This window comes from Leifsonia sp. ZF2019 (assembly GCF_019924635.1).
In the GTDB taxonomy this organism is placed as follows: Bacteria; Actinomycetota; Actinomycetes; order Actinomycetales; family Microbacteriaceae; genus Leifsonia.
The window spans coordinates 4,111,692-4,128,581 of the sequence record NZ_CP065037.1 but is presented as its reverse complement, the minus strand read 5'-3'; the positions used below and the strand labels follow the sequence as shown (position 1 = coordinate 4,128,581).

The 16,890-nt window shown below is 70.2% G+C and carries 21 protein-coding genes and 1 pseudogene; 14 read left to right on the top strand and 8 right to left on the bottom strand.

The features are described from left to right. Nucleotides 1-55: 55 nt before the first annotated feature. Both IT072_RS20120 and IT072_RS20115 read right to left on the bottom strand, forming a co-directional pair. Entirely contained in the window at nt 56-1,378 is a 1,323-nt protein-coding gene (locus IT072_RS20120) for a sodium:proton exchanger (RefSeq protein ID WP_223358609.1), read from the bottom strand. Between the two features lie 296 nt (nt 1,379-1,674). Continuing rightward, nucleotides 1,675-2,115, bottom strand: coding sequence for a DUF2000 family protein (locus IT072_RS20115; protein WP_223358608.1), 441 nt, complete (start codon nt 2,113-2,115; stop codon nt 1,675-1,677). 49 nt (nt 2,116-2,164) lie between these two features. On the opposite strand from IT072_RS20115, the gene IT072_RS20110 reads away from it, so the two are divergent. Both IT072_RS20110 and IT072_RS20105 read left to right on the top strand, forming a co-directional pair. Beyond that, nucleotides 2,165-2,959, top strand: coding sequence for a helix-turn-helix transcriptional regulator (locus IT072_RS20110; protein WP_223358607.1), 795 nt, complete (start codon nt 2,165-2,167; stop codon nt 2,957-2,959). 9 nt (nt 2,960-2,968) lie between these two features. Next, a complete protein-coding gene (locus IT072_RS20105) occupies nt 2,969-3,718 on the top strand; it encodes an ABC transporter permease (protein ID WP_223358606.1) in 750 nt (249 codons plus the stop codon). Between the two features lie 24 nt (nt 3,719-3,742). Here the strand turns inward: IT072_RS20105 and IT072_RS20100 are convergent, their stop codons facing one another. The 5 genes from IT072_RS20100 to IT072_RS20080 form a co-directional block, all read right to left on the bottom strand. Continuing rightward, nucleotides 3,743-4,003 (bottom strand): Txe/YoeB family addiction module toxin, encoded by a 261-nt coding sequence (locus IT072_RS20100; protein ID WP_223358605.1) that lies wholly within the window; start codon nt 4,001-4,003, stop codon nt 3,743-3,745. Next, a complete protein-coding gene (locus IT072_RS20095; RefSeq protein ID WP_223358604.1) occupies nt 4,000-4,251 on the bottom strand; it encodes a type II toxin-antitoxin system Phd/YefM family antitoxin in 252 nt (83 codons plus the stop codon). The genes IT072_RS20100 and IT072_RS20095 overlap by 4 nt, the downstream gene beginning before the upstream one ends. Nucleotides 4,252-4,314: 63 nt before the next feature. Beyond that, nucleotides 4,315-5,145 (bottom strand): OmpA/MotB family protein, encoded by an 831-nt coding sequence (locus IT072_RS20090; protein ID WP_223358603.1) that lies wholly within the window; start codon nt 5,143-5,145, stop codon nt 4,315-4,317. Nucleotide 5,146: 1 nt separating this feature from the next. Further along, complete coding sequence (locus IT072_RS20085) at nt 5,147-5,965, bottom strand: motility protein A (protein WP_223358602.1); 819 nt, start codon at nt 5,963-5,965, stop codon at nt 5,147-5,149. Between the two features lie 15 nt (nt 5,966-5,980). Further along, nucleotides 5,981-6,262 carry a flagellar FlbD family protein gene (locus IT072_RS20080; protein WP_223358601.1) on the bottom strand — a complete coding sequence of 94 codons (282 nt, stop codon included), beginning with the start codon at nt 6,260-6,262 and terminating at the stop codon, nt 5,981-5,983. A 271-nt stretch (nt 6,263-6,533) separates the two neighbouring features. On the opposite strand from IT072_RS20080, the gene IT072_RS20075 reads away from it, so the two are divergent. Continuing rightward, a complete protein-coding gene (locus IT072_RS20075; protein ID WP_223358600.1) occupies nt 6,534-6,944 on the top strand; it encodes a DUF1214 domain-containing protein in 411 nt (136 codons plus the stop codon). Between the two features lie 179 nt (nt 6,945-7,123). Beyond that, on the top strand, nt 7,124-7,498 hold the full coding sequence (locus IT072_RS20070) for an EXLDI protein (RefSeq protein ID WP_223358599.1): 375 nt from the start codon (nt 7,124-7,126) through the stop codon (nt 7,496-7,498). 19 nt (nt 7,499-7,517) lie between these two features. Here the strand turns inward: IT072_RS20070 and IT072_RS20065 are convergent. Continuing rightward, nucleotides 7,518-8,442, bottom strand: a pseudogene (locus IT072_RS20065) (IS5 family transposase). 42 nt (nt 8,443-8,484) lie between these two features. Between IT072_RS20065 and IT072_RS20060 the strand changes: the two are divergent. The 10 genes from IT072_RS20060 to csrA all read left to right on the top strand — a co-directional run bounded on the left by IT072_RS20060 (nt 8,485) and on the right by csrA (nt 16,827). After that, nucleotides 8,485-9,363: a flagellar motor switch protein FliM gene (locus IT072_RS20060; RefSeq protein WP_223358598.1), complete on the top strand. Its 879-nt coding sequence runs from the start codon at nt 8,485-8,487 to the stop codon at nt 9,361-9,363. A gap of 4 nt (nt 9,364-9,367) precedes the next feature. Next, nucleotides 9,368-10,087: a flagellar motor switch protein FliN gene (gene fliN / locus IT072_RS20055; protein ID WP_223358597.1), complete on the top strand. Its 720-nt coding sequence runs from the start codon at nt 9,368-9,370 to the stop codon at nt 10,085-10,087. A 200-nt stretch (nt 10,088-10,287) separates the two neighbouring features. Next, nucleotides 10,288-10,791, top strand: coding sequence for a flagellar biosynthetic protein FliO (fliO, locus tag IT072_RS20050; protein ID WP_223358596.1), 504 nt, complete (start codon nt 10,288-10,290; stop codon nt 10,789-10,791). Nucleotides 10,792-10,880: 89 nt separating this feature from the next. Then, nucleotides 10,881-11,675 (top strand): flagellar type III secretion system pore protein FliP, encoded by a 795-nt coding sequence (gene fliP, locus IT072_RS20045; RefSeq protein WP_442786815.1) that lies wholly within the window; start codon nt 10,881-10,883, stop codon nt 11,673-11,675. After that, nucleotides 11,675-11,950, top strand: a complete 276-nt coding sequence (locus IT072_RS20040; RefSeq protein WP_223358595.1) for a flagellar biosynthetic protein FliQ — start codon at nt 11,675-11,677, stop codon at nt 11,948-11,950. Before fliP ends, IT072_RS20040 begins: the two co-directional genes overlap by 1 nt. Continuing rightward, a complete protein-coding gene (locus IT072_RS20035; protein ID WP_223358594.1) occupies nt 11,950-12,711 on the top strand; it encodes a flagellar biosynthetic protein FliR in 762 nt (253 codons plus the stop codon). Before IT072_RS20040 ends, IT072_RS20035 begins: the two co-directional genes overlap by 1 nt. Next, entirely contained in the window at nt 12,708-13,802 is a 1,095-nt protein-coding gene (locus IT072_RS20030) for an EscU/YscU/HrcU family type III secretion system export apparatus switch protein (protein ID WP_223358593.1), read from the top strand. The genes IT072_RS20035 and IT072_RS20030 overlap by 4 nt, the downstream gene beginning before the upstream one ends. Further along, on the top strand, nt 13,799-15,856 hold the full coding sequence (locus IT072_RS20025; RefSeq protein WP_223358592.1) for a flagellar biosynthesis protein FlhA: 2,058 nt from the start codon (nt 13,799-13,801) through the stop codon (nt 15,854-15,856). Before IT072_RS20030 ends, IT072_RS20025 begins: the two co-directional genes overlap by 4 nt. Further along, nucleotides 15,834-16,517, top strand: a complete 684-nt coding sequence (locus IT072_RS20020; protein WP_223358591.1) for a hypothetical protein — start codon at nt 15,834-15,836, stop codon at nt 16,515-16,517. Before IT072_RS20025 ends, IT072_RS20020 begins: the two co-directional genes overlap by 23 nt. A gap of 73 nt (nt 16,518-16,590) precedes the next feature. Continuing rightward, nucleotides 16,591-16,827 (top strand): carbon storage regulator CsrA, encoded by a 237-nt coding sequence (gene csrA / locus IT072_RS20015; protein WP_223358590.1) that lies wholly within the window; start codon nt 16,591-16,593, stop codon nt 16,825-16,827. Nucleotides 16,828-16,890 lie beyond the last annotated feature (63 nt).

Below are 16,890 nucleotides of genomic sequence, written 5' to 3'. Positions count from 1 at the left end.
CGTGGGGTCGCGCATCCCGACCGGGGGGTTGTCGGATGCGCGGCCCCCGCCTTCCTCAGACCCGCCGTGGGCCGTCGGCGGTGGCCGCCTGACGGCTGCCGCGTGCGTCGACACCGGCATCGTCGTCATCCTCCGGGAGCGCCCGCCGGAACGGGGCCCGCAGCGTCGGCCACAGACGACGCCACTGGAGAGCGAAGAGCGCCACGGCCAGAACGGCATAGACGCCCGACACGATCCAGCGGGCCTCGGTGCCCGTGAAGACGAACGTCGCGGCGAACAGCACGAACAGCGCGGTCGCCCAGCGGCCCGAGAACCGCAGGCTGAGCAGCATCGCCACACCGAGCAGCGTCTGTGTGGCGGTCAGGACGAACTCCTCCACCTGGCGGCCGTCCATCGGCAGGGCCCAGCCTCCGCCGCCCAGGGCGTGGGCGATCGGCAGCGTCCCCACCAGAGCGGTCCACTGGTTGACCTTGCTCGCGAGCAGGATTCCCACGCCCATCGCCGCCTTGCCGCGCATCGCGAAGATGATCGCGATGACGAACTCCGGCGCCTCCGAGGCGAGCGGCGCGAGCCACTGCACGAGCAGGAAGTCGTCGATGCCCGCGGCGCGACCGCCCTGGATGAGGCTGTGCGCGAACGGCTCGGCGAGCAGCAGGATGACCGCGGCCGACAGCGCGAAGATCGCGATCACCGTGGTGCGCCGGGCGATCGTCGACAGTCCGCCGATCGCGGCCGGGACGCCGACCAGCTCGGGTTCCTCGCTCTCGCCGGTGGAGATCTTCCACAGGTAGTAGACGAACAGGGCGAGGAGCACGACGCCCAGGAGGACGTGGATCTGGCCGGTGAGCGGGATGGTCAGGGTGAGGACCGAGGCGATCATCAGCAGGCCGAGCTCCACCCGGTTGTCGCCGGGGAGGCGCACGGCGAAGGGCCGGCGGGAGACATCCGGGTCGACCGGGCGCTTGCGTGCGCGCGCCGCCCGGTAGACCAGGAAGGCCACCAGCAGGATGAACGGCCAGCCGAAGCCGAGCAGCAACCGGTTCGATCCGGTCATGTTGGCAGCGGCGTACTGCGCTTGGCTCGGGTCGCTGCCCGCGGTGAACGCGAAGTAGAGGTCGATCGCGTACTCGGGCAGGATCGCGATGATCGCGAGCAGGCCGACGGCGAGCCCGCCGGAGATGTCGACCTCGGCCGCCTCGCCCGCCCACGCCAGGGCGAACGCGGCGGCGACGATCGCCAAGCCGAACATGACGATTCCGACGACGGGCGCGGGCTCGATCCCGCTGAGGCGCAGGGCGACGCCTTGCGCCGCGACCAGTCCGACGATCCCGAGCGGGATCACCAGGCGTCGGGCGAGTCCGGTCGTTCGCGTGCTCATGTGGGGCCTTCCGATCGTGACGACCGGGCAGGTACGACGGAGGGGCCCGGCCATCGTGTGCTGATGACCGAAGGTCTCGCTCGCCCAAGAGCTGGGAGGCACGCCGGGCCGCGTCTTCGCGAGCCAGTATGTCGACGTGCCGCGCACCCGGAACCGGATGCTGAGCTACTCCCCTTCGCCCGTCAAATCTGGCAGAAGAGCGCACCCCGATCCCAGCCGGAGAGGCGGATTCCCAGCGTTTCGCGCCCCCTAACTCGCGCGGTAGGCGAGGGGACGGAGAATGTCAGGAGGAGTCTTCATCCGTGCAGGCGAGCGCCCTTCACGATGCGGTCGACGGTGTTGCGCGGCCCGCGGACGGCGATCCCCACCAGGTCGAGGGCGTCGGAGGCGACCGCGGCGACGGCCTCCCGGTTCGCCTCGTCGTGCCCGGTGGCGAAGAGGTCGCGCGTGTAGACGGCGGGCGTGACGTCGCGGGAGGCGGCGCGGCCCCGGGCGGCCGCGAGCACCTCGGCGTCGCCGGTCATCACGACGACCGGCTGACGCAGCATCGGGAGGTACTCCGCGCCGTCGCCGTCGCGGTAGGGCTCACCGACGAGGTCGGGGGCGCTGGTCGCGATCCCGCTGATCAGGAAGGCGGTGACGTTGAGCTCCTGCCAGGCGGCGAGATCGTCGGACAGCAGCACGACGATCTTGGTGTCGAACCGGACGGCGGGGGTGGCGGCAGCGGCGGAGGACATGCGTCCAGCCTCCGCCCGCCCCCACACCGTCGTCTTGTACATTCCTTGCATGGTCGAGTCCGTGCGCGCCTGGCATCCGGCGGTGCCGCACGTGCGGGAGGTGCTCCACGCCGATTTCGACCATGCCTACCCCGCCCACACCCACGACGCCTGGACCGTCCTCCTCATCGACGCGGGGGCGGTCGACTTCTCGCTCGGCGGCTCCGAGCACCGCGCCGCGCCCGAGTCGATCGCCCTCCTGCCGCCTGGGATCCCGCACGACGGGCACTCCGCGATCCGCGACAACGGATACCGCAAGCGCGTGCTCTACCTGGAGCCGGACTGGCTCCCGCCGCACGCGCCGTCCGCCGCGGTCGGCCGCCCCACGGTCGTCGCGCGCACCGGGGTCGCCGCCGTCCGCCGCATCCACGCCGCTCTGGGCTCGCCCGGCGACCAGCTCGCCGCCGAGCACTGGATGCTCGCCTTGCGTCACGGCTTGCTCGGCCACCTCGGCGCCGCGCCGGCCGCCACCCCGGATGCCCCGCTCGCCCGCCGGCTGCGCACCCTCCTCGACGATCGGCTGACCGAGACGTTCACGCTCGCGGAGGCGGGGGAGGCCCTCGGCGCGCATCCCAGCCACCTCGTCCGGGCGTTCTCGCACGCCTATGGCATCGCGCCCCACCGCTACGTGACCGGGCGTCGCGTCGACCTCGCGCGTCGACTCCTGCTCGAGGGGCGGACGCCCGCGGACTCGGCCGCGCTCGCCGGGTTCCACGACCAGGCGCACCTGACGCGGCACTTCCGCCGCACGCTCGGGGTCACCCCGGGATCGTTCGCGCGGGCGGGCGGTCCGGCGGCCGCATAGGCTCGGCTCGTGCCGATCGTCCGCGAGCTCGCCCCCACCCTCCTGGGCCTCGCCGTGCTCGCGCTCATCGCGACGGCCGTGCTCGCCCTCTACCGCGTGCCGCACCGCTGGGCACCGGTGCTCGCGATCGTGCGGGGCGCAGCACAGCTCGCCGTGATCAGCGTGATCCTCTCCGGGGTGATCACCAGCCCGCTCTGGGTGTCCCTCGCCCTGCTGGTGATGTTCGGCGTCGCCGCGGCGACCGCGACGCACCGCGTCGGGTGGAGCGCCGAGCACGCCGGGATGATGGCGGCGGCGATGGCGATCGGCGTCGGCACGACCCTGGTCGTCGTCTTCGCCATCGGCGCCATCGAGCTCAGCGCCCGCTACGCGCTCGCGATCGGCGGCATCGTGATCGGGAACGCCATGAGCATCGCCACCCTCGCCGGCCGCCGCTTCACCGAGACCGTCGACGACCACTGGGACGAGGTGGAGGGCTGGCTCGCCCTGGGCGCGACCCCGCGCCAGTCGACGCTCGAGCAGGCCCGCGCGGCGGTCTACTCCGCCCTCATCCCCTCCGTGGACCAGACCAAGACCACCGGACTCGTCACGCTGCCCGGCGCCTTCGTCGGCGCGATCTTCGGCGGGGTCTCGCCGCTCGAGGCCGGCCGCTTCCAGGTCGTCGTGCTCGCCGCGATCATGTGCACCGGTGCCCTCACCGCGGTGATCGTGGCCGCCTGGCTCGCCCCGGTACGGGTGCGCCCGGCGCGGCTGCGATAGGGGCCGGGAGGGGCGCAGTCGCTCTCACGGGGCGTAGTGGTACCGACACTGGGCGATCAGCACCGCATCCTCCGTCACCTTGTAGACGAGCCGATGCTCATCCGTGATGCGCCGCGACCAGAACCCCTGGAACCCGTGCTTGAGCGCCTCGGGCTTGCCGATCCCGGTATTGCCGTTGCGCAGGATGTCCACCAGGAGCTGGTTGATGCGCTTCACTACGCGACGGTCCTGCGCCTGCCAGTAGAGGTAGTCCTCCCAGGCGTTCTGGTCCCAGATCAGCTTCATTCGAGCAGATCGTGCGGGGTGCCTTCGCCGTCATCGAGACGTTCGATCGACTCGATCAGGCGGCGCGCGTTGGCCGGGCTACGCAGCAGGTAGGCGGTCTCCTTGAGCGACTCGTAGTCCTCGAGCGCGACCATCACCACAGGCTCCCGCCCGGCGCGGGTGATGACGACCTCCTCGCGGTCGTCGAGCACGGCGTCGAGCGTAGCGGCATAGTGCGCGCGCGACTCCGAATAGCTGAGCGTCTTCATGGTGTCCTCCTGGCGTACAGGAAATTGTACGCTACCGCGTCGCCGGGCGCCTCAACGCCGCGGTCACCCGCCCGACGTCGTCGTCCCCGCTGGAGCGGTGCCCGGCTGCAGAGCCTGGGGGAGCAGCTCCCGGATGCGCTCGGGTTGCGACGACAGCACCACGACATCCACGCGGCGGTTCACAGCGAGATCCTGGTCGGAGGCGCTGGTCGCGGTGGCGAGCGGGCGCGCCGAGCCGTAGCTGACGGCCGCGATGCGCTCGGCAGGAAAACCGTTGGACTCCACGAGGTGGCGCAGCACGCTCGTCGCGCGTCCCGCGGAGAGCTCCCAGTTCGTCGGGTACGGAGCACCCGGCTGGCGCATGTCGGCGTGACCCTCCACCGAGACCTGGTACGCCTCCGGGGCGATGACCGGGCCGATGTCGTCCAGAACGCGGATCGCGGTGGGGCTCAACTCGGCGTGGTTGGAGTCGAAGAACGTGGAGCTGCCGACCAGGCCGATGGTGAGGCCGCGCTCGTCGATCTTCATCTGCACGGCATCCTGCAGCCCGTCGCGGGTCAGCGCCCCCTGGATCGCGTCGCGGATGCGCTCCAGGTTCTGCGCCTCCTGCCTGGCGAGCTGGAGGTCGGTGGTGTCGCCCTTCTGGTCGACCTGCGCGGGCGGGACGACGACACCGCTCGCCGTGTCGATCTTCTCGGTCTTCACCTGACCGAAGCCGGTCGCCAGCGAGTTCTTCAGCGCTTCGAACTTCTTCTGGTCGACGGTCGACATCGCGAAGAGCACGATGAACATGCACATCAGCACGGTGACCATGTCCATGTAAGAGGCCATCCAGCGCTCTTCGTTCTCGTGCTCCTCCGGCTCCTCCTGCTTGCGCCGGCGACGGGCGGACACGTCAGGCCGCTTCTTCGGCGGGGGCCTTGGCCGACGTCTTCGCGGGCTTCGCCGCCTTCTCGGCCTTGGCATCCGCGCCGCCCGGCACCATCGCGCGCAGGCGCTCGCCGAGGAGGCGCGGCTGGCTGCCGGCCTGCACCGCGAGAACACCCTCCATCAGCAGGTTCATGCGCTGCACGTCGAGCTCGGAGAGCCTCCGCAGCCGGGCGCCGATCGGGAGCCACAGGAAGTTGGCGGACAGCAGGCCCCAGAGGGTGGCGACGAACGCGCTGGCGATCATCGGGCCGAGGTGGCCGGGGTCGTCGAGGTTCTCGAGCACGTGCGTCAGCGAGACGACCGTGCCGATGATGCCGATGGTCGGCGCGTAACCGCCCATCGACGAGAAGAACTTGGCGGCGACGCGGCTCTGCGTGGAGCGCGTCGCGATCTCGTCCTCGAGCAGGATGCGCAACTCGTCGCCGTCGGTGCCGTCGGCGATGTTCTGCAGGGCGCCCTTCAGGAAGGGGTCGCTGACGTTCTCGGCCTCCTGCTCCATCGCGAGCAGGCCGTTGGAGCGCGCGGTCTCGGCGAGGCGCACGACCTCGTCAATGACCTGCTGCGGCGGGTCGATCTTGCCGCGGAACGCGCTCGGCAACGCCTTCACCGCGCTGAGGAAGTCCTTGATCGTGCCGCTGGCGATGCCGACGGCGATGGTCGCCCCGAACACCAGCACCATCGGGGCGGGCAGCAGGAGGGCCGTGAGGTGCCCGCCCTCCAGCGTCACCATGGCGACGACGGAGCCGAACGCCAGGACGATGCCGATGATGGTTGCCGGATCCATGGGGGTTCTTCCTCGCTACTTCTTGCGTGCGTGCAGCGGGACGGCCCGCAGGCCCTCCTGCTGCTCCGCGGGGGAGGGCACCGGTCGGGGTCCGGCTGCGGGCAGGTCGTGAGCCAGCGCGATCACGCGGGCCCGGTAGGCGGCGATCTTCTCGATGACCTCCGCCATCGACTCGGTGACGATGAACTTGGCACCGTCCACCATCACGAGAGTCGTATCGGGGCTGGCGTGGATGCGCTCGATCAGATCCGGGTTGACCGCGAACTGGGTGTCGTTCAATCGGGTGACGACGATCATGGGCGCGAATCCTGGTCTCGGCTCCGGGTGAGCCGTCACAGGGGCACTATCGGCGCACCAGCCGTGCGCGTTAGAGGACCCACAGGATGCGCACAGTGCCTAGGGCGTGTTGCTAAAGACTCTGGTTGCGCCCGACGCTGCTGGCTACGTTGGTGCCGATGCGGCTGAGCGGTTCGGTAGGGATGGGAGCAGTGGGATGAGCGCAGTAGGGCCTGAAGGCGTGGCGGTTCCGAGCGGGAGTTCGGCGTTCGAGCCGTCGTTCCTGTCGACGGTGGCGCAGCTCACGTATGTGTGGGGCTACCCGATGGTGAACATGATGAACCGTCGCAGCCGGCTGGGCGCGGCACCGGAGCCCGGACGTCTGGGTGGAGTGCTGCCCGCGTCGCCGGTTGGTCAGATCTCGATGCTGAACGACTACATCGAGCCCGCCGAGCGGTTCATCGCCTGCCCGAACCAGGACGTCGTGTACGGGCTCGGATTCTTCTCGCTCGACGAACAGCCTGTCGTCGTGACACTCGTGTACAGCGACGACGGTTCCCTGACCATTTACGTCGGTCACACCCCGCCCGGGGCAGAGCGCGAGAGCAACTGGCTGCCCGCCCCCGGATGCAACATTCTCGCTGTACCTCCGCGCCTAGGCCGTGTTGCTAAAGAGCGTCGTGCGATCGAGATGGCCGGTTGACTCGGCTCCAAGATGTGCGCATACTTATGCGCATGGCTACTCGGAACGTGTATGTGTCTGCTGACGATGCGGCGCTATTCGACCGGGCGGCGGAACTTGCCGGGGGGCTCTCTGCCGCAGTGGCTTCAGGCCTGCGGTTGTTCGTCGCAGCACGAGAGCAGGAGCGAGGAGCGGAGAAGATGGGCGAAGTCGAAGTCGACGTCAGCGATGGCCCGGTGATCACGGTGAAGCGTTTTACGGGGCGTCAGCTCTTGCGGTTCGAGAGTCAGGACGGTTCGCGCTCGATCACCTACCGCGTGTATGCGACCTCCGGAGGACAGATCGCGGTCTACCAGCGCGAGGGTCCGAACTGGCGACTCTTCATCTCACCACACGAGGACGCCCCCGTATGGAACAACCCAAGGACGTGGTCGGAAGACTGGTGGCGGTCAGGTCAACGATCTCTGTCGGTCTTCCCCGATACTGCGGCGATGGCGAACGAGTTACCGCCAGAGCTGGTCCAAGCCACGATGACAGCGCTCACGGTCCCCGACGTCGAGGACCTCGACATCTGAAGGTCCGACCTCGCGCTCGTCAGGTCGTGAGCGTCCCCACCCAGTGGAGGGTGGCGGCGAGGCAGAGCCCGGCATAGTAGTTGCGGGCGGTCTTGTCTGAGCGCATCGCGATCCCACGCCATTGTTTGAGCTTGTTGAAGCACCGCTCGACGACATTTCGGCCGCGGTAGCGGGCCCGCTGCTGCTCACCGAAGTCGATCGGCCGCCCGCGCCGCTTGCGTCGGTAGGCGATCTGATCGTCGCGCTCCGGGATCGTCACCGAGATCCCTCGTTCCCGCAACCAAGCCCGGTTCGCCTTCGAAGGGTAGCCCTTGTCCGCGAGCACTCGGTCCGGGAGTGAGCGTGGTCTGCCGCGGGCACCGGGGACGCGGATCTCGCTGAGCGTCGCGGTCAGCATGCTCGTATCCGCCGTCTGCCCTGACGTGAGAACGAACGCCAGCGCGCGGCCCTTCCCGTCGCAGACGAGGTGGCTCTTGGTCGTCAGACCGCCGCGGGAGCGACCGATCGCGTGATCGGGCGGCTCGTCACCAAACTTCTTGTAGTTCGATGTAGCCCCCCGTGGCGCGTGGCAGGGTCGCTCCGTGCTGGTGCACGCGCACGATCGTGGAATCGATCGACGCGACCCAGTCCAAATCTCCGGACCGCTGCGCGAGCGACTGCGTCTTCTCCAACACCCGCGCCCACACACCCTGCCCGGACCACCGGTTGAAGTTCTTGTAGATCGTGTTCCAGTTCCCGAACCGCTCCGGCACATCCCTCCACGGCGCCCCGGTCCGGAACCGCCACGCCGTCGCCTCGACCACCGTACGCCGATCCACCGGCGGCCGACCCGTCGACTTCACCGATGGGAACAACGGACCGATCACCGCCCACGCCTCATCCGAGATCACATCACGCGACACGGGTCCAAGACTCACCCCAACGCACCCAAATGCGTTTAGCAACACGCCCTAACGCCCGCCCCGCGCCTGCCGATAGACCCTCTCGTGACCACCCTGCCCGCCTCCCTCGCGCCCGAGGCGCCGGTGTACGACTTCCGGCGGCCGACCACGCTGGCGCGGGAGCACTCGCGCGTGCTCGAGCTGGCGTTCGAGACGTTCGCGCGGCAGTGGGCGACGCAGCTGACCGCGAAGGTGCGCGTGCTCAGCCAGGTGACGTGCATCTCGGTGCAGATGCAGTCGTACGACGAGTACGCTGCGTCGCTGCCCGCGACGACCGCGATGGTGCTGTGCGAACTCGACGGAGTGGCGCCGAAGGGCGTGATCCAGTTCCCGACCGTCGCCGCGCTGTCGTGGGTGAACGCGATGCTCGGCGGGACGGGCGTGCCGGTCGCGAACGAGCGGACCTTCACGCAGGTCGAGCACGCGCTGGTGCGCCGGCTGATGGACGACGCGCTCGAAGACCTCCGCTACTCCCTCGGATCCCTGCTGGTCACCCCGATCGCCGTGGACGCCATCCAGTACAACTCGCAGTTCGCGCAGGCCGCGGCCACCGCCGAGCTGATGATCGTGGCGGCGTTCGAGCTGCAGGTGGGCGAGAGCCTCGCCGAGGCGACCGTCGCGCTGCCCGCCGTCGTGCTCCTCCCGCAGCTGGGCGAGACCAACCCGACGCACAGCGCCGAGAACGCCCGGGAGCTGGTGGATGCGCAGCTCGCGCGCGTCCCCGTCGACGTCTCCCTGCGTCTCGCCCCCGCCAGCGTCAAGCCGAGCGTCGTGCTCGGGCTCGCGGTCGGCGACCTGCTGCCCCTCCCGCATCCGCACCACCGACCGTTCGATCTCGCCGTCGGGGGCCACCCCGTCGCCGGAGCAGCGCTGGGCTCCAGCGGCTCCCGTCTGGCGTGCGTGATCGTGAAGACAGAGGACTGAACCGATGAACATGGCCACCGCAACCGGCGCCGCGCTCTCCCTCGCACAGGCGCAGACCGCCGCGCAGGCGCTCGCGGGCGTGCTCCCGACCGGCGCGCCGCTCAGCCCACTGCTCGAGACCGATGGCGCCTTCGCCGGCCAGACCGGCTCGGCCGTCGTCGCCAGTTTCGTGGGCGCGTTCTCGGCCGACCTCGCAGTCGTACTGCTGGAGGCCCCGGCCCTCGTCGACGAGGGGGCCGACGGCTCGCCTGTCGTGGCGCTGCAGGACGTGCTCCAGCCGGCTCTGGAGGCGGCGAGCGACACGCTCGGCGCCGGCGTGCTCGACGACGCCCGCGTCGAGGAGGCCGGGGAGCTCTTCGCCGACGCCGCGACCACCGTCTTCGCCCTGCACGGGGCATCCGGAGTCGCGGGATGGTTCGCGATCCGGGGACGTGCCGCGCTCGCCGAGCGCCCGCTCGGGTCGGCGGCCATCGCAGGCAATCTCGCCCGCATCAGCAACGTGGAGATGGCGCTGACCGTGGAGATCGGCCGCACCCGCATGGCCGTACGCGACGTGCTCGCGATGGAGCCGGGGGCCGTCATCGAGCTGGACCGCTCAGCCGGGTCGCCTGCCGACGTGCTCCTGAACGGCCGCCTGATCGCCCACGGCGAGATCGTCGTCGTCGACCAGGACTACGCCGTCCGCATCACCAAGATCCTCGACGCCGCCGAAGAGCTCGACTAGCGAACATCCCGCGCACCCCTCCTTCCGCGCCGCCGAGACGGCTGACAATTCGCCGCCTCGATGCCGGCGCGGGTCAGCGGCGGCGCGAGGGCGGGGAGATCGGCGAGGGGAGGTGCCTAACGGGTGGAGGAGGGCGGCCGATAGTGCGCTGCGTGACCCTCCGCCGCCCCTCATCGTCGATCGACGCACGGGGGTAGGCCGTGGAGACCGTCTTCATCGCCCTGCGCGTGCTCGTCGTGCTCGCCGTCATCGTGCTGGTGCTCTGGTACGTGCAGCGACGCGTCACCACGGGCCGCGGCGCCTCCCGGCGCACCAATGCGGTGAACGTCGTCGGCCGTCAGGGTGTCGGGCCGAAGGCGTCGGTCGTGGTGGTGGATGTGGACGGCCACCGGTTCGTGCTCGGGGTCACCGAGCGGCAGATCAGCGTGCTCCACACGGGGGACCGTCCGCAGGACGCGGACGTCACCCCGCTGAAGCCCGTGCGCAAGACGTTCGCGAAGGAGCTCCCGGTGCGGCAGGATGCCGCCGAGAGCACCACGAGCTCCACCAGCTCCACCAGTTCCACCAGCACGGACACCAGGCAGGATGCCGACTTCCTCACGGCGCAGGGACGCGCCTCGCTCTTCGACGAGGCACTCAAAGGCTCGATCCTGTCCCCGGCCACGTGGCGGCAGGCGAGTTCGGCGGTGCGGCCCAAGAAGTGACGGCCGCCGCCGACGCGCGCGCCCTGCGCCCGCGTCCCGTGCCCGGTGAGGAGGTCCGCACCGCGTCGCGCGTCCCGCACCTCCCGCGCATCCTCGTCGCCGCGCTCCTCGTCGGGCTGATCGCTGCCGCGTTCGTCCTGCTGACCGCCGCGACCGCGCACGCCGAGCCGACGCCCGTCCCGACCCCGAGCGGCCCGGCCGGCCCCGGCGGCACCGGAGGCATCACCGTCGACATCAACGGCCCGAACGGCACACCGAGCGCGGCCGTCCTGACACTGCTCGGCATCACCGTCCTGTCCGTCGCGCCCGCGCTGCTGCTCATGATGTCGTCGTTCACGAAGATCTTCGTGGTGCTCGCGATCACCCGCAACGCGCTGGCGCTCCCCTCCATCCCGCCGAATCAGGTGCTCGCCGGGCTGTCGCTGTTCCTGAGCCTGTTCATCATGAGTCCGGTGCTGATCGACATCAACAACCTGGCGGTGCAGCCCTACCTCGCCGGCCACATCGACTTCACGGCGGCGGTGCACGCGGCCGAGGGCCCCTTGCGCGGTTTCATGGCGGCGCACACGCGGGAGGAGGACATCGCGCTCATGACGCGCGCGGCGGGGCGCCCGAACCCCGAGAACGCGTCGTCCGTGCCGATGCTCACCCTCATCCCGGCGTTCATGATCTCGGAGCTGCGGGCCGCGTTCATCATCGGCTTCGTGATCTTCGTGCCGTTCCTCGTGATCGACATGGTGGTCTCGGCGGCGCTGATGTCGATGGGCATGATGATGCTCCCGCCGGTGATGATCTCGTTGCCGTTCAAGATTCTGCTGTTCGTGCTCGTCGACGGCTGGGGGCTCATCGTCACGAGCCTGATCACGAGCTACCGGGGCGGCTGATGAACGCCAACGCCGTGCTCGACATCGCCATGCAGGCTCTCCTGGTCACGGCGAAGCTGGCCGCGCCCATCGTGGTGACGGCGCTCGTCGTCGGGTTCGCCATCTCGCTGATCCAGTCGATCACGCAGATCCAGGAGGTGACGCTCTCGTTCGTGCCGAAGGCGGCGGCGGTCGCCATCGCCCTGATCGTGTGCGGCCAGTGGATGATCGCCGAGCTGATCAGCTTCACCCACGTGCTGTTCGAGAAGATCCCGTCCCTGCTCGGCGGTGGCTGATGTTCATCCCGATCGACCTGGCGATGATCGAGGCGGTGGCGCTCGCCTCGCTGCGGCTGGTCGCGTTCCTGATCATCGCGCCGCCGTTCTCGTACAACGGCTTCCCGGCGCAGGTGAAGGGGATGCTGGCGATCGGTCTCGCGATCGCCGTGGCCCCGCGCGTGGGCGCCGGGTATCAGTCGGGTGAAATCGGTGCCTTCCTCCTCGACATGGTGCGAGAGCTCGCTGTCGGAGCGACGCTCGGGTTCCTGGTGTTCCTGGTGTTCGCTGCGATCCAGTCCGCCGGCTCCTTCATCGACCTGTTCGGCGGGTTCCAGCTCGCGCAGGCGTTCGACCCGCAGTCGATGATCAACGGCGCGCAGTTCACGCGGCTCTTCCAGCTGACCGCGCTGGCGTTGCTGTTCGCCTCCGGCGGCTACCAGCTGATCATCGGCGGCCTGGTGCGCACGTTCGACACCATCCCGCTCGCCGGCGGCTTCGACCTCGCGGATCCGGCGAAGGAGATGGTGACGGGCCTCACGCAGATGTTCATCGCCGCGCTGCAGATCGCCGGGCCGCTGATCGTCGTGCTGTTCCTCGCCGATGTGGGCCTCGGACTCCTGACCCGCGTCGCGCCCGCCCTCAACGCGTTCGCGCTCGGCTTCCCGCTCAAGATCATGCTGACGGTGGTCCTCGCGGGCATCGTCGTGGTGGCCCTGCCGGGCGTCGTCTCGAGCCTCACCGACACCGCGGTCAAGACCATGCTGGGGGTGGGCCGGTGAGCGACGCCCAGGAACGCACCGAGCAGGCCACCGAGAAGCGGATGAAGGAGGCCCGCGAGAAGGGCCGCCTCGGCAAGTCGAACGACCTCACCGCGTGGGTCGGCGTCGGCGCGGCCGCGGTGATGCTGCCGTTCACCATCCAGCTCGGCACCACCGCGGCGATCGACCAGATGTACAGCGTGCGCTCGGTGATCGAGGCGCCCGACCCGGCCAAGGCGGTCGCCGCCCTCGGCGCCGGGCTCGGCAGCATCCTGCCGACCATCGGCGCGCTGCTCGTCGTGGGCGCCGTGGCGATCGTCGGTGCGGCGGCGGCGCAGGGCGGCATCCACCTCAAGAAGCTCGAGGGCAAGTACGAGCAGTTCGACATCGTCAAGGGCGTGGGCCGGGTGTTCGGGATGCGCGCCCTGTGGGAGGGCGCCAAGACGCTCCTCAAATCGGCGGTCGTAGCCATCGGCCTCTACCTCGTGGTGCAGGGACTCATGCCCGTGCTGCTCATGGCCGGGAGTCTGCCGCTCTCGTCGCTGCTGGAGGCTGCGCAGGCCGGGGCGGGCGGGCTGCTGCAGGCGGCGATCGGCGCCGGACTCGTGCTCGCGGCGCTCGACGTGCTCGTCGTGATGCGGCGCAACCGCAAGCAGACGCGCATGACCAAACGCGAGGTGCGCGACGAGAACAAGAACTCGGACGGCGACCCGCTGATCCGGTCGCAGCGCCGTGCCCGCCAGCTCGCGATGAGCCGCAATCGCATGATCTCCGCGATCGCCGGATCCGACGTCGTCCTCGTGAACCCGACGCACATCGCGATCGCGATCACATACGAGCCGGGCAAGTCCGCTCCGCGGGTCGTCGCCAAGGGCGCCGGCGTCATCGCCCAGCGCATCCGCGAGAAGGCGGAGGAGGAGCGCGTGCCGATCGTCAAGGACATCCCGCTCGCGCGGGCGCTGCACGCCGGCTGCAAGCTCGGCGACGAGATCCCGGTCGAGCTCTACAACTCGGTGGCGCGCGTGCTCGCCTTCGTCATGTCGCTGAAGGCGCGCGGAGCGGCCACCGGAATCCACACGATGACCCCCGCACCGATAGGAGGGCTCACATGAAGTCACGCAACGGACTGGGCGCCAAGGTCGCCGTGCCGATCGGCGTCGTCGGCATCATCATGCTGCTGGTGGTCCCCGTGCCCGCTTGGCTGCTGGACACCCTGATCATCGTGAACATCATGCTCGCGCTGGTCATCCTGCTGACCACGATGTTCGCCAAGAAGCCGCTCGACTTCTCCGTGTTCCCGTCGCTGCTGCTCGTCGCGACCCTGTTCCGGCTCGGCCTCAACGTCGCGTCGACCCGCCTGGTGCTGGGGGACGGCTTCGCCGGGCAGGTCATCCAGGCGTTCGGGCACGTGGCCGTCGGCGGCTCCATCATCATCGGCGCGGTCGTGTTCCTCATCCTGGTCGTCATCCAGTTCATCGTGGTGACGAAGGGTGCTGAGCGCGTGGCCGAGGTGGGCGCGCGCTTCACCCTCGACGCGATGCCGGGCAAGCAGATGGCGATCGACGCCGACCTCAACGCCGGCCTCATCACCGAGGAGCAGGCCAGGCAGCGCCGCGCGGAGGTCTCGGCCGAGGCCGACTTCTACGGCGCGATGGACGGCGCCAGCAAGTTCGTCAAGGGCGACGCGATCGCGGGCATCCTGATCATCATCATCAACGTGGTCGGCGGCATCGCGATCGGCATGATCCAGCGCGGGATGGAGATCGGCGACGCCGTCAACACCTACACGCTGCTGACCATCGGCGACGGACTCGTGACGCAGATCCCCGCGCTGCTCATGGCCGTCTCGACCGGCATGATCGTCACCCGCTCCAACGCGGAGAGCGACATCGGAACGACCGCGAGCAGCCAGCTCAGCCAGTCGCGCAACGCCTTGACCATCGCGGGATGCGCGGCGATCGTGATGGCGCTCATCCCGGGCATGCCGCCCATCCCGTTCGTGCTCGTCGGAGCGTTCCTCATCCTGGCGGCGCAGCGGCTCAAGACCCGGCAGGCGGAGCAGAAGAAGGCCGAAGCGGCCAAGAAGGCCGTTGCAACGGCCGGAACCGGCGAGACGACCGAGGACCTCATGGACCAGATGCGCGTGCACGCGCTCGAGATCACCCTCGCGCCGGACCTCGTCGACATCGTGAGCGGCGCCTCCGACGACCTCCTGGCCCGGGTGCGGGCGTTGCGCCGCAAGATCGCGCTGGAACTGGGCGTGATCGTTCCGCCCGTGCGCACGCGCGACTCGGCGGAGTTGCCGCCGTCGACCTACGTCATCAAGATCGCGGGGGTGGAGGCCGGGCGGGGCCAGGCGCCCTCGGGCCGGGTGCTCGCGCTCGGCGAGGCCCTCGACGCGCTCCCGGGTACCCCGACCATCGAGCCGGTGTTCGGCCTCCCCGCCAAGTGGATCCCGAGCGAGATGCGGCACAGCGCCGAGCTCGGCGGCGCCACGGTCATCGATCGTGTCAGCGTGCTGATCACCCACCTGTCGTCCATCATCACCGCCAACGCAGGCCGACTGCTCACCCGGGAGGACGTGCGCCAGCTCACCGAGGGCGTCAAGCAGGTCAACCCTTCCGCCGTGGAGGAGCTGGTGCCCGGTCTGCTGTCGCTCGCCGAGGTGCAGCGCGTGCTGCAGGGGCTGCTCGCCGAGCAGGTGCCGATCAACGACCTCCCGCGCATCCTGGAGGCGCTCGCGCTCCGGGCCAAGGTCTCGAACGATCCCGAGGGGCTCGTCGAGGCGGCGCGCTCGGCGCTCGGCCCCGCGGTGGTGGCCCCCCATCTGGACGGTGACCTGCTGCGGGTCATCATGATCGACCCGGTCGTCGAGCAGTCGATGCTGGAGGGGTTGCGGCCGTCGGAGGCGGGCATGCAGATCGTGCTCGACCCGGCCCGCCTCGAGGCCGTGATGGGCTCCATCAAGCAGACCGCCGGCCAGCTCGACGACCTCGGCGTCTCCGCGGTGCTCGTCTGCGCTCCCGCGCTGCGCCCGGCCATCCGCCGGCTCGTCGCCGGTCAGGTGAGCGGGCTCGCCGTGCTGTCGTACCAGGAGGTCACGGCCGTGCAGGCGAACATCGAGACCGTCGGGGTGGTGAGAGGTGCCGAGTCGATCGCGGCCTGAATGGCTGGGACCCGAGACGGACGACATCACGCCCGCCGTCTCGACGTCGTCGCACGCCTTCCAGGCGATCCTCGACGACCTCGTCCGCACCGTGGACCTGCCGATGCCGTCGATGGAGCCGGTGGCGCCTCCGGCAGCGCCGTCCGCCTCCATCGGCCTCGACGACGTGACGCCCGCCGGGCCCCCGTCGCCGGCGGAGGCCGACGACGCCGTCCTCGTGGGGCCGCCGCCCGCCCGGTTGCAGGGCAAGGGCGACCTCACGCTGGTGATCGGCTTCGGCCCCGACGCCCGGGAGGCCGCGCGCATCCTCGCCGACGGCGTCTCCGGCGACGTGCGTCCGGTCGCCGACCGCCGGGATGCGCTCGCCGCCCGCGCCGACGGCGTGCGCCGGGGCTGCGCGGTCGTGGCCCCTGTCGAGCTGGACGCCGTCGACGCCGTGCCCGCCCTCGCGGCGCGCCTCGCCGCCCTCGCCCCCGACCAGGTCTGGGTCGCCGTCGATGTCTCCCGCCGCCCCGAGGACACGCTTCGCTGGGTCGCCCAGGTCGACGCCGTGCTCGCCGTCGACGCCATCGCCGCCACCGGCGCCCGCCGCACCGCGGGTTCGCACGGCCTCGCCTCCCTCGCCCGCCCCCTCGTCTGGCTAGAAACCCGCGAAGGGTGAGTCGTTGCGGGTATTCGGGGGGAGTACCCGCAACCACTCACCCCTCGAAGGCGCACCCGGCTAGGCTGAAACAATGCTGGTACTGACGCGCAAGCCGGGCGAGCGGGTGCTCATCGGCGACGACATCGTCGTGACGATTCTCGACGCGCGCGGCGACGGCGTCCGCATCGGGATCGACGCCCCGCGCGGCATCCGCATCCAGCGCGACGAGGTGGTCAAGGCCGTGACCGAGGCCAACCAGGAAGCCACCGAGCAGGCCGCGGGCACGGCCGATCCCGAGGCGCTCATCAAGAAGTCCCTGGGGCTCTGAGCCGGCGGCGGACGGAGGATGCCGCGGCCGACACGCCGCGGGCAGACGGAAACGGAGGAGTTC

What these genes read in the sequence shown, in the direction of transcription:
- IT072_RS20120 (WP_223358609.1), bottom strand. Translation starts at nt 1,378, where the DNA reads ATGAGCACGCGAACGACCGGACTCGCCCGACGCCTGGTGATCCCGCTC.
- IT072_RS20115 (WP_223358608.1), bottom strand. Translation starts at nt 2,115, where the DNA reads ATGTCCTCCGCCGCTGCCGCCACCCCCGCCGTCCGGTTCGACACCAAG.
- IT072_RS20110 (WP_223358607.1), top strand. Translation starts at nt 2,165, where the DNA reads ATGGTCGAGTCCGTGCGCGCCTGGCATCCGGCGGTGCCGCACGTGCGG.
- IT072_RS20100 (WP_223358605.1), bottom strand. Translation starts at nt 4,003, where the DNA reads ATGAAGCTGATCTGGGACCAGAACGCCTGGGAGGACTACCTCTACTGG.
- IT072_RS20095 (WP_223358604.1), bottom strand. Translation starts at nt 4,251, where the DNA reads ATGAAGACGCTCAGCTATTCGGAGTCGCGCGCGCACTATGCCGCTACG.
- IT072_RS20085 (WP_223358602.1), bottom strand. Translation starts at nt 5,965, where the DNA reads ATGGATCCGGCAACCATCATCGGCATCGTCCTGGCGTTCGGCTCCGTC.
- IT072_RS20080 (WP_223358601.1), bottom strand. Translation starts at nt 6,262, where the DNA reads ATGATCGTCGTCACCCGATTGAACGACACCCAGTTCGCGGTCAACCCG.
- IT072_RS20070 (WP_223358599.1), top strand. Translation starts at nt 7,124, where the DNA reads ATGGGCGAAGTCGAAGTCGACGTCAGCGATGGCCCGGTGATCACGGTG.
- fliN (WP_223358597.1), top strand. Translation starts at nt 9,368, where the DNA reads ATGAACATGGCCACCGCAACCGGCGCCGCGCTCTCCCTCGCACAGGCG.
- IT072_RS20040 (WP_223358595.1), top strand. Translation starts at nt 11,675, where the DNA reads ATGAACGCCAACGCCGTGCTCGACATCGCCATGCAGGCTCTCCTGGTC.
- IT072_RS20035 (WP_223358594.1), top strand. Translation starts at nt 11,950, where the DNA reads ATGTTCATCCCGATCGACCTGGCGATGATCGAGGCGGTGGCGCTCGCC.
- IT072_RS20025 (WP_223358592.1), top strand. Translation starts at nt 13,799, where the DNA reads ATGAAGTCACGCAACGGACTGGGCGCCAAGGTCGCCGTGCCGATCGGC.
- csrA (WP_223358590.1), top strand. Translation starts at nt 16,591, where the DNA reads ATGCTGGTACTGACGCGCAAGCCGGGCGAGCGGGTGCTCATCGGCGAC.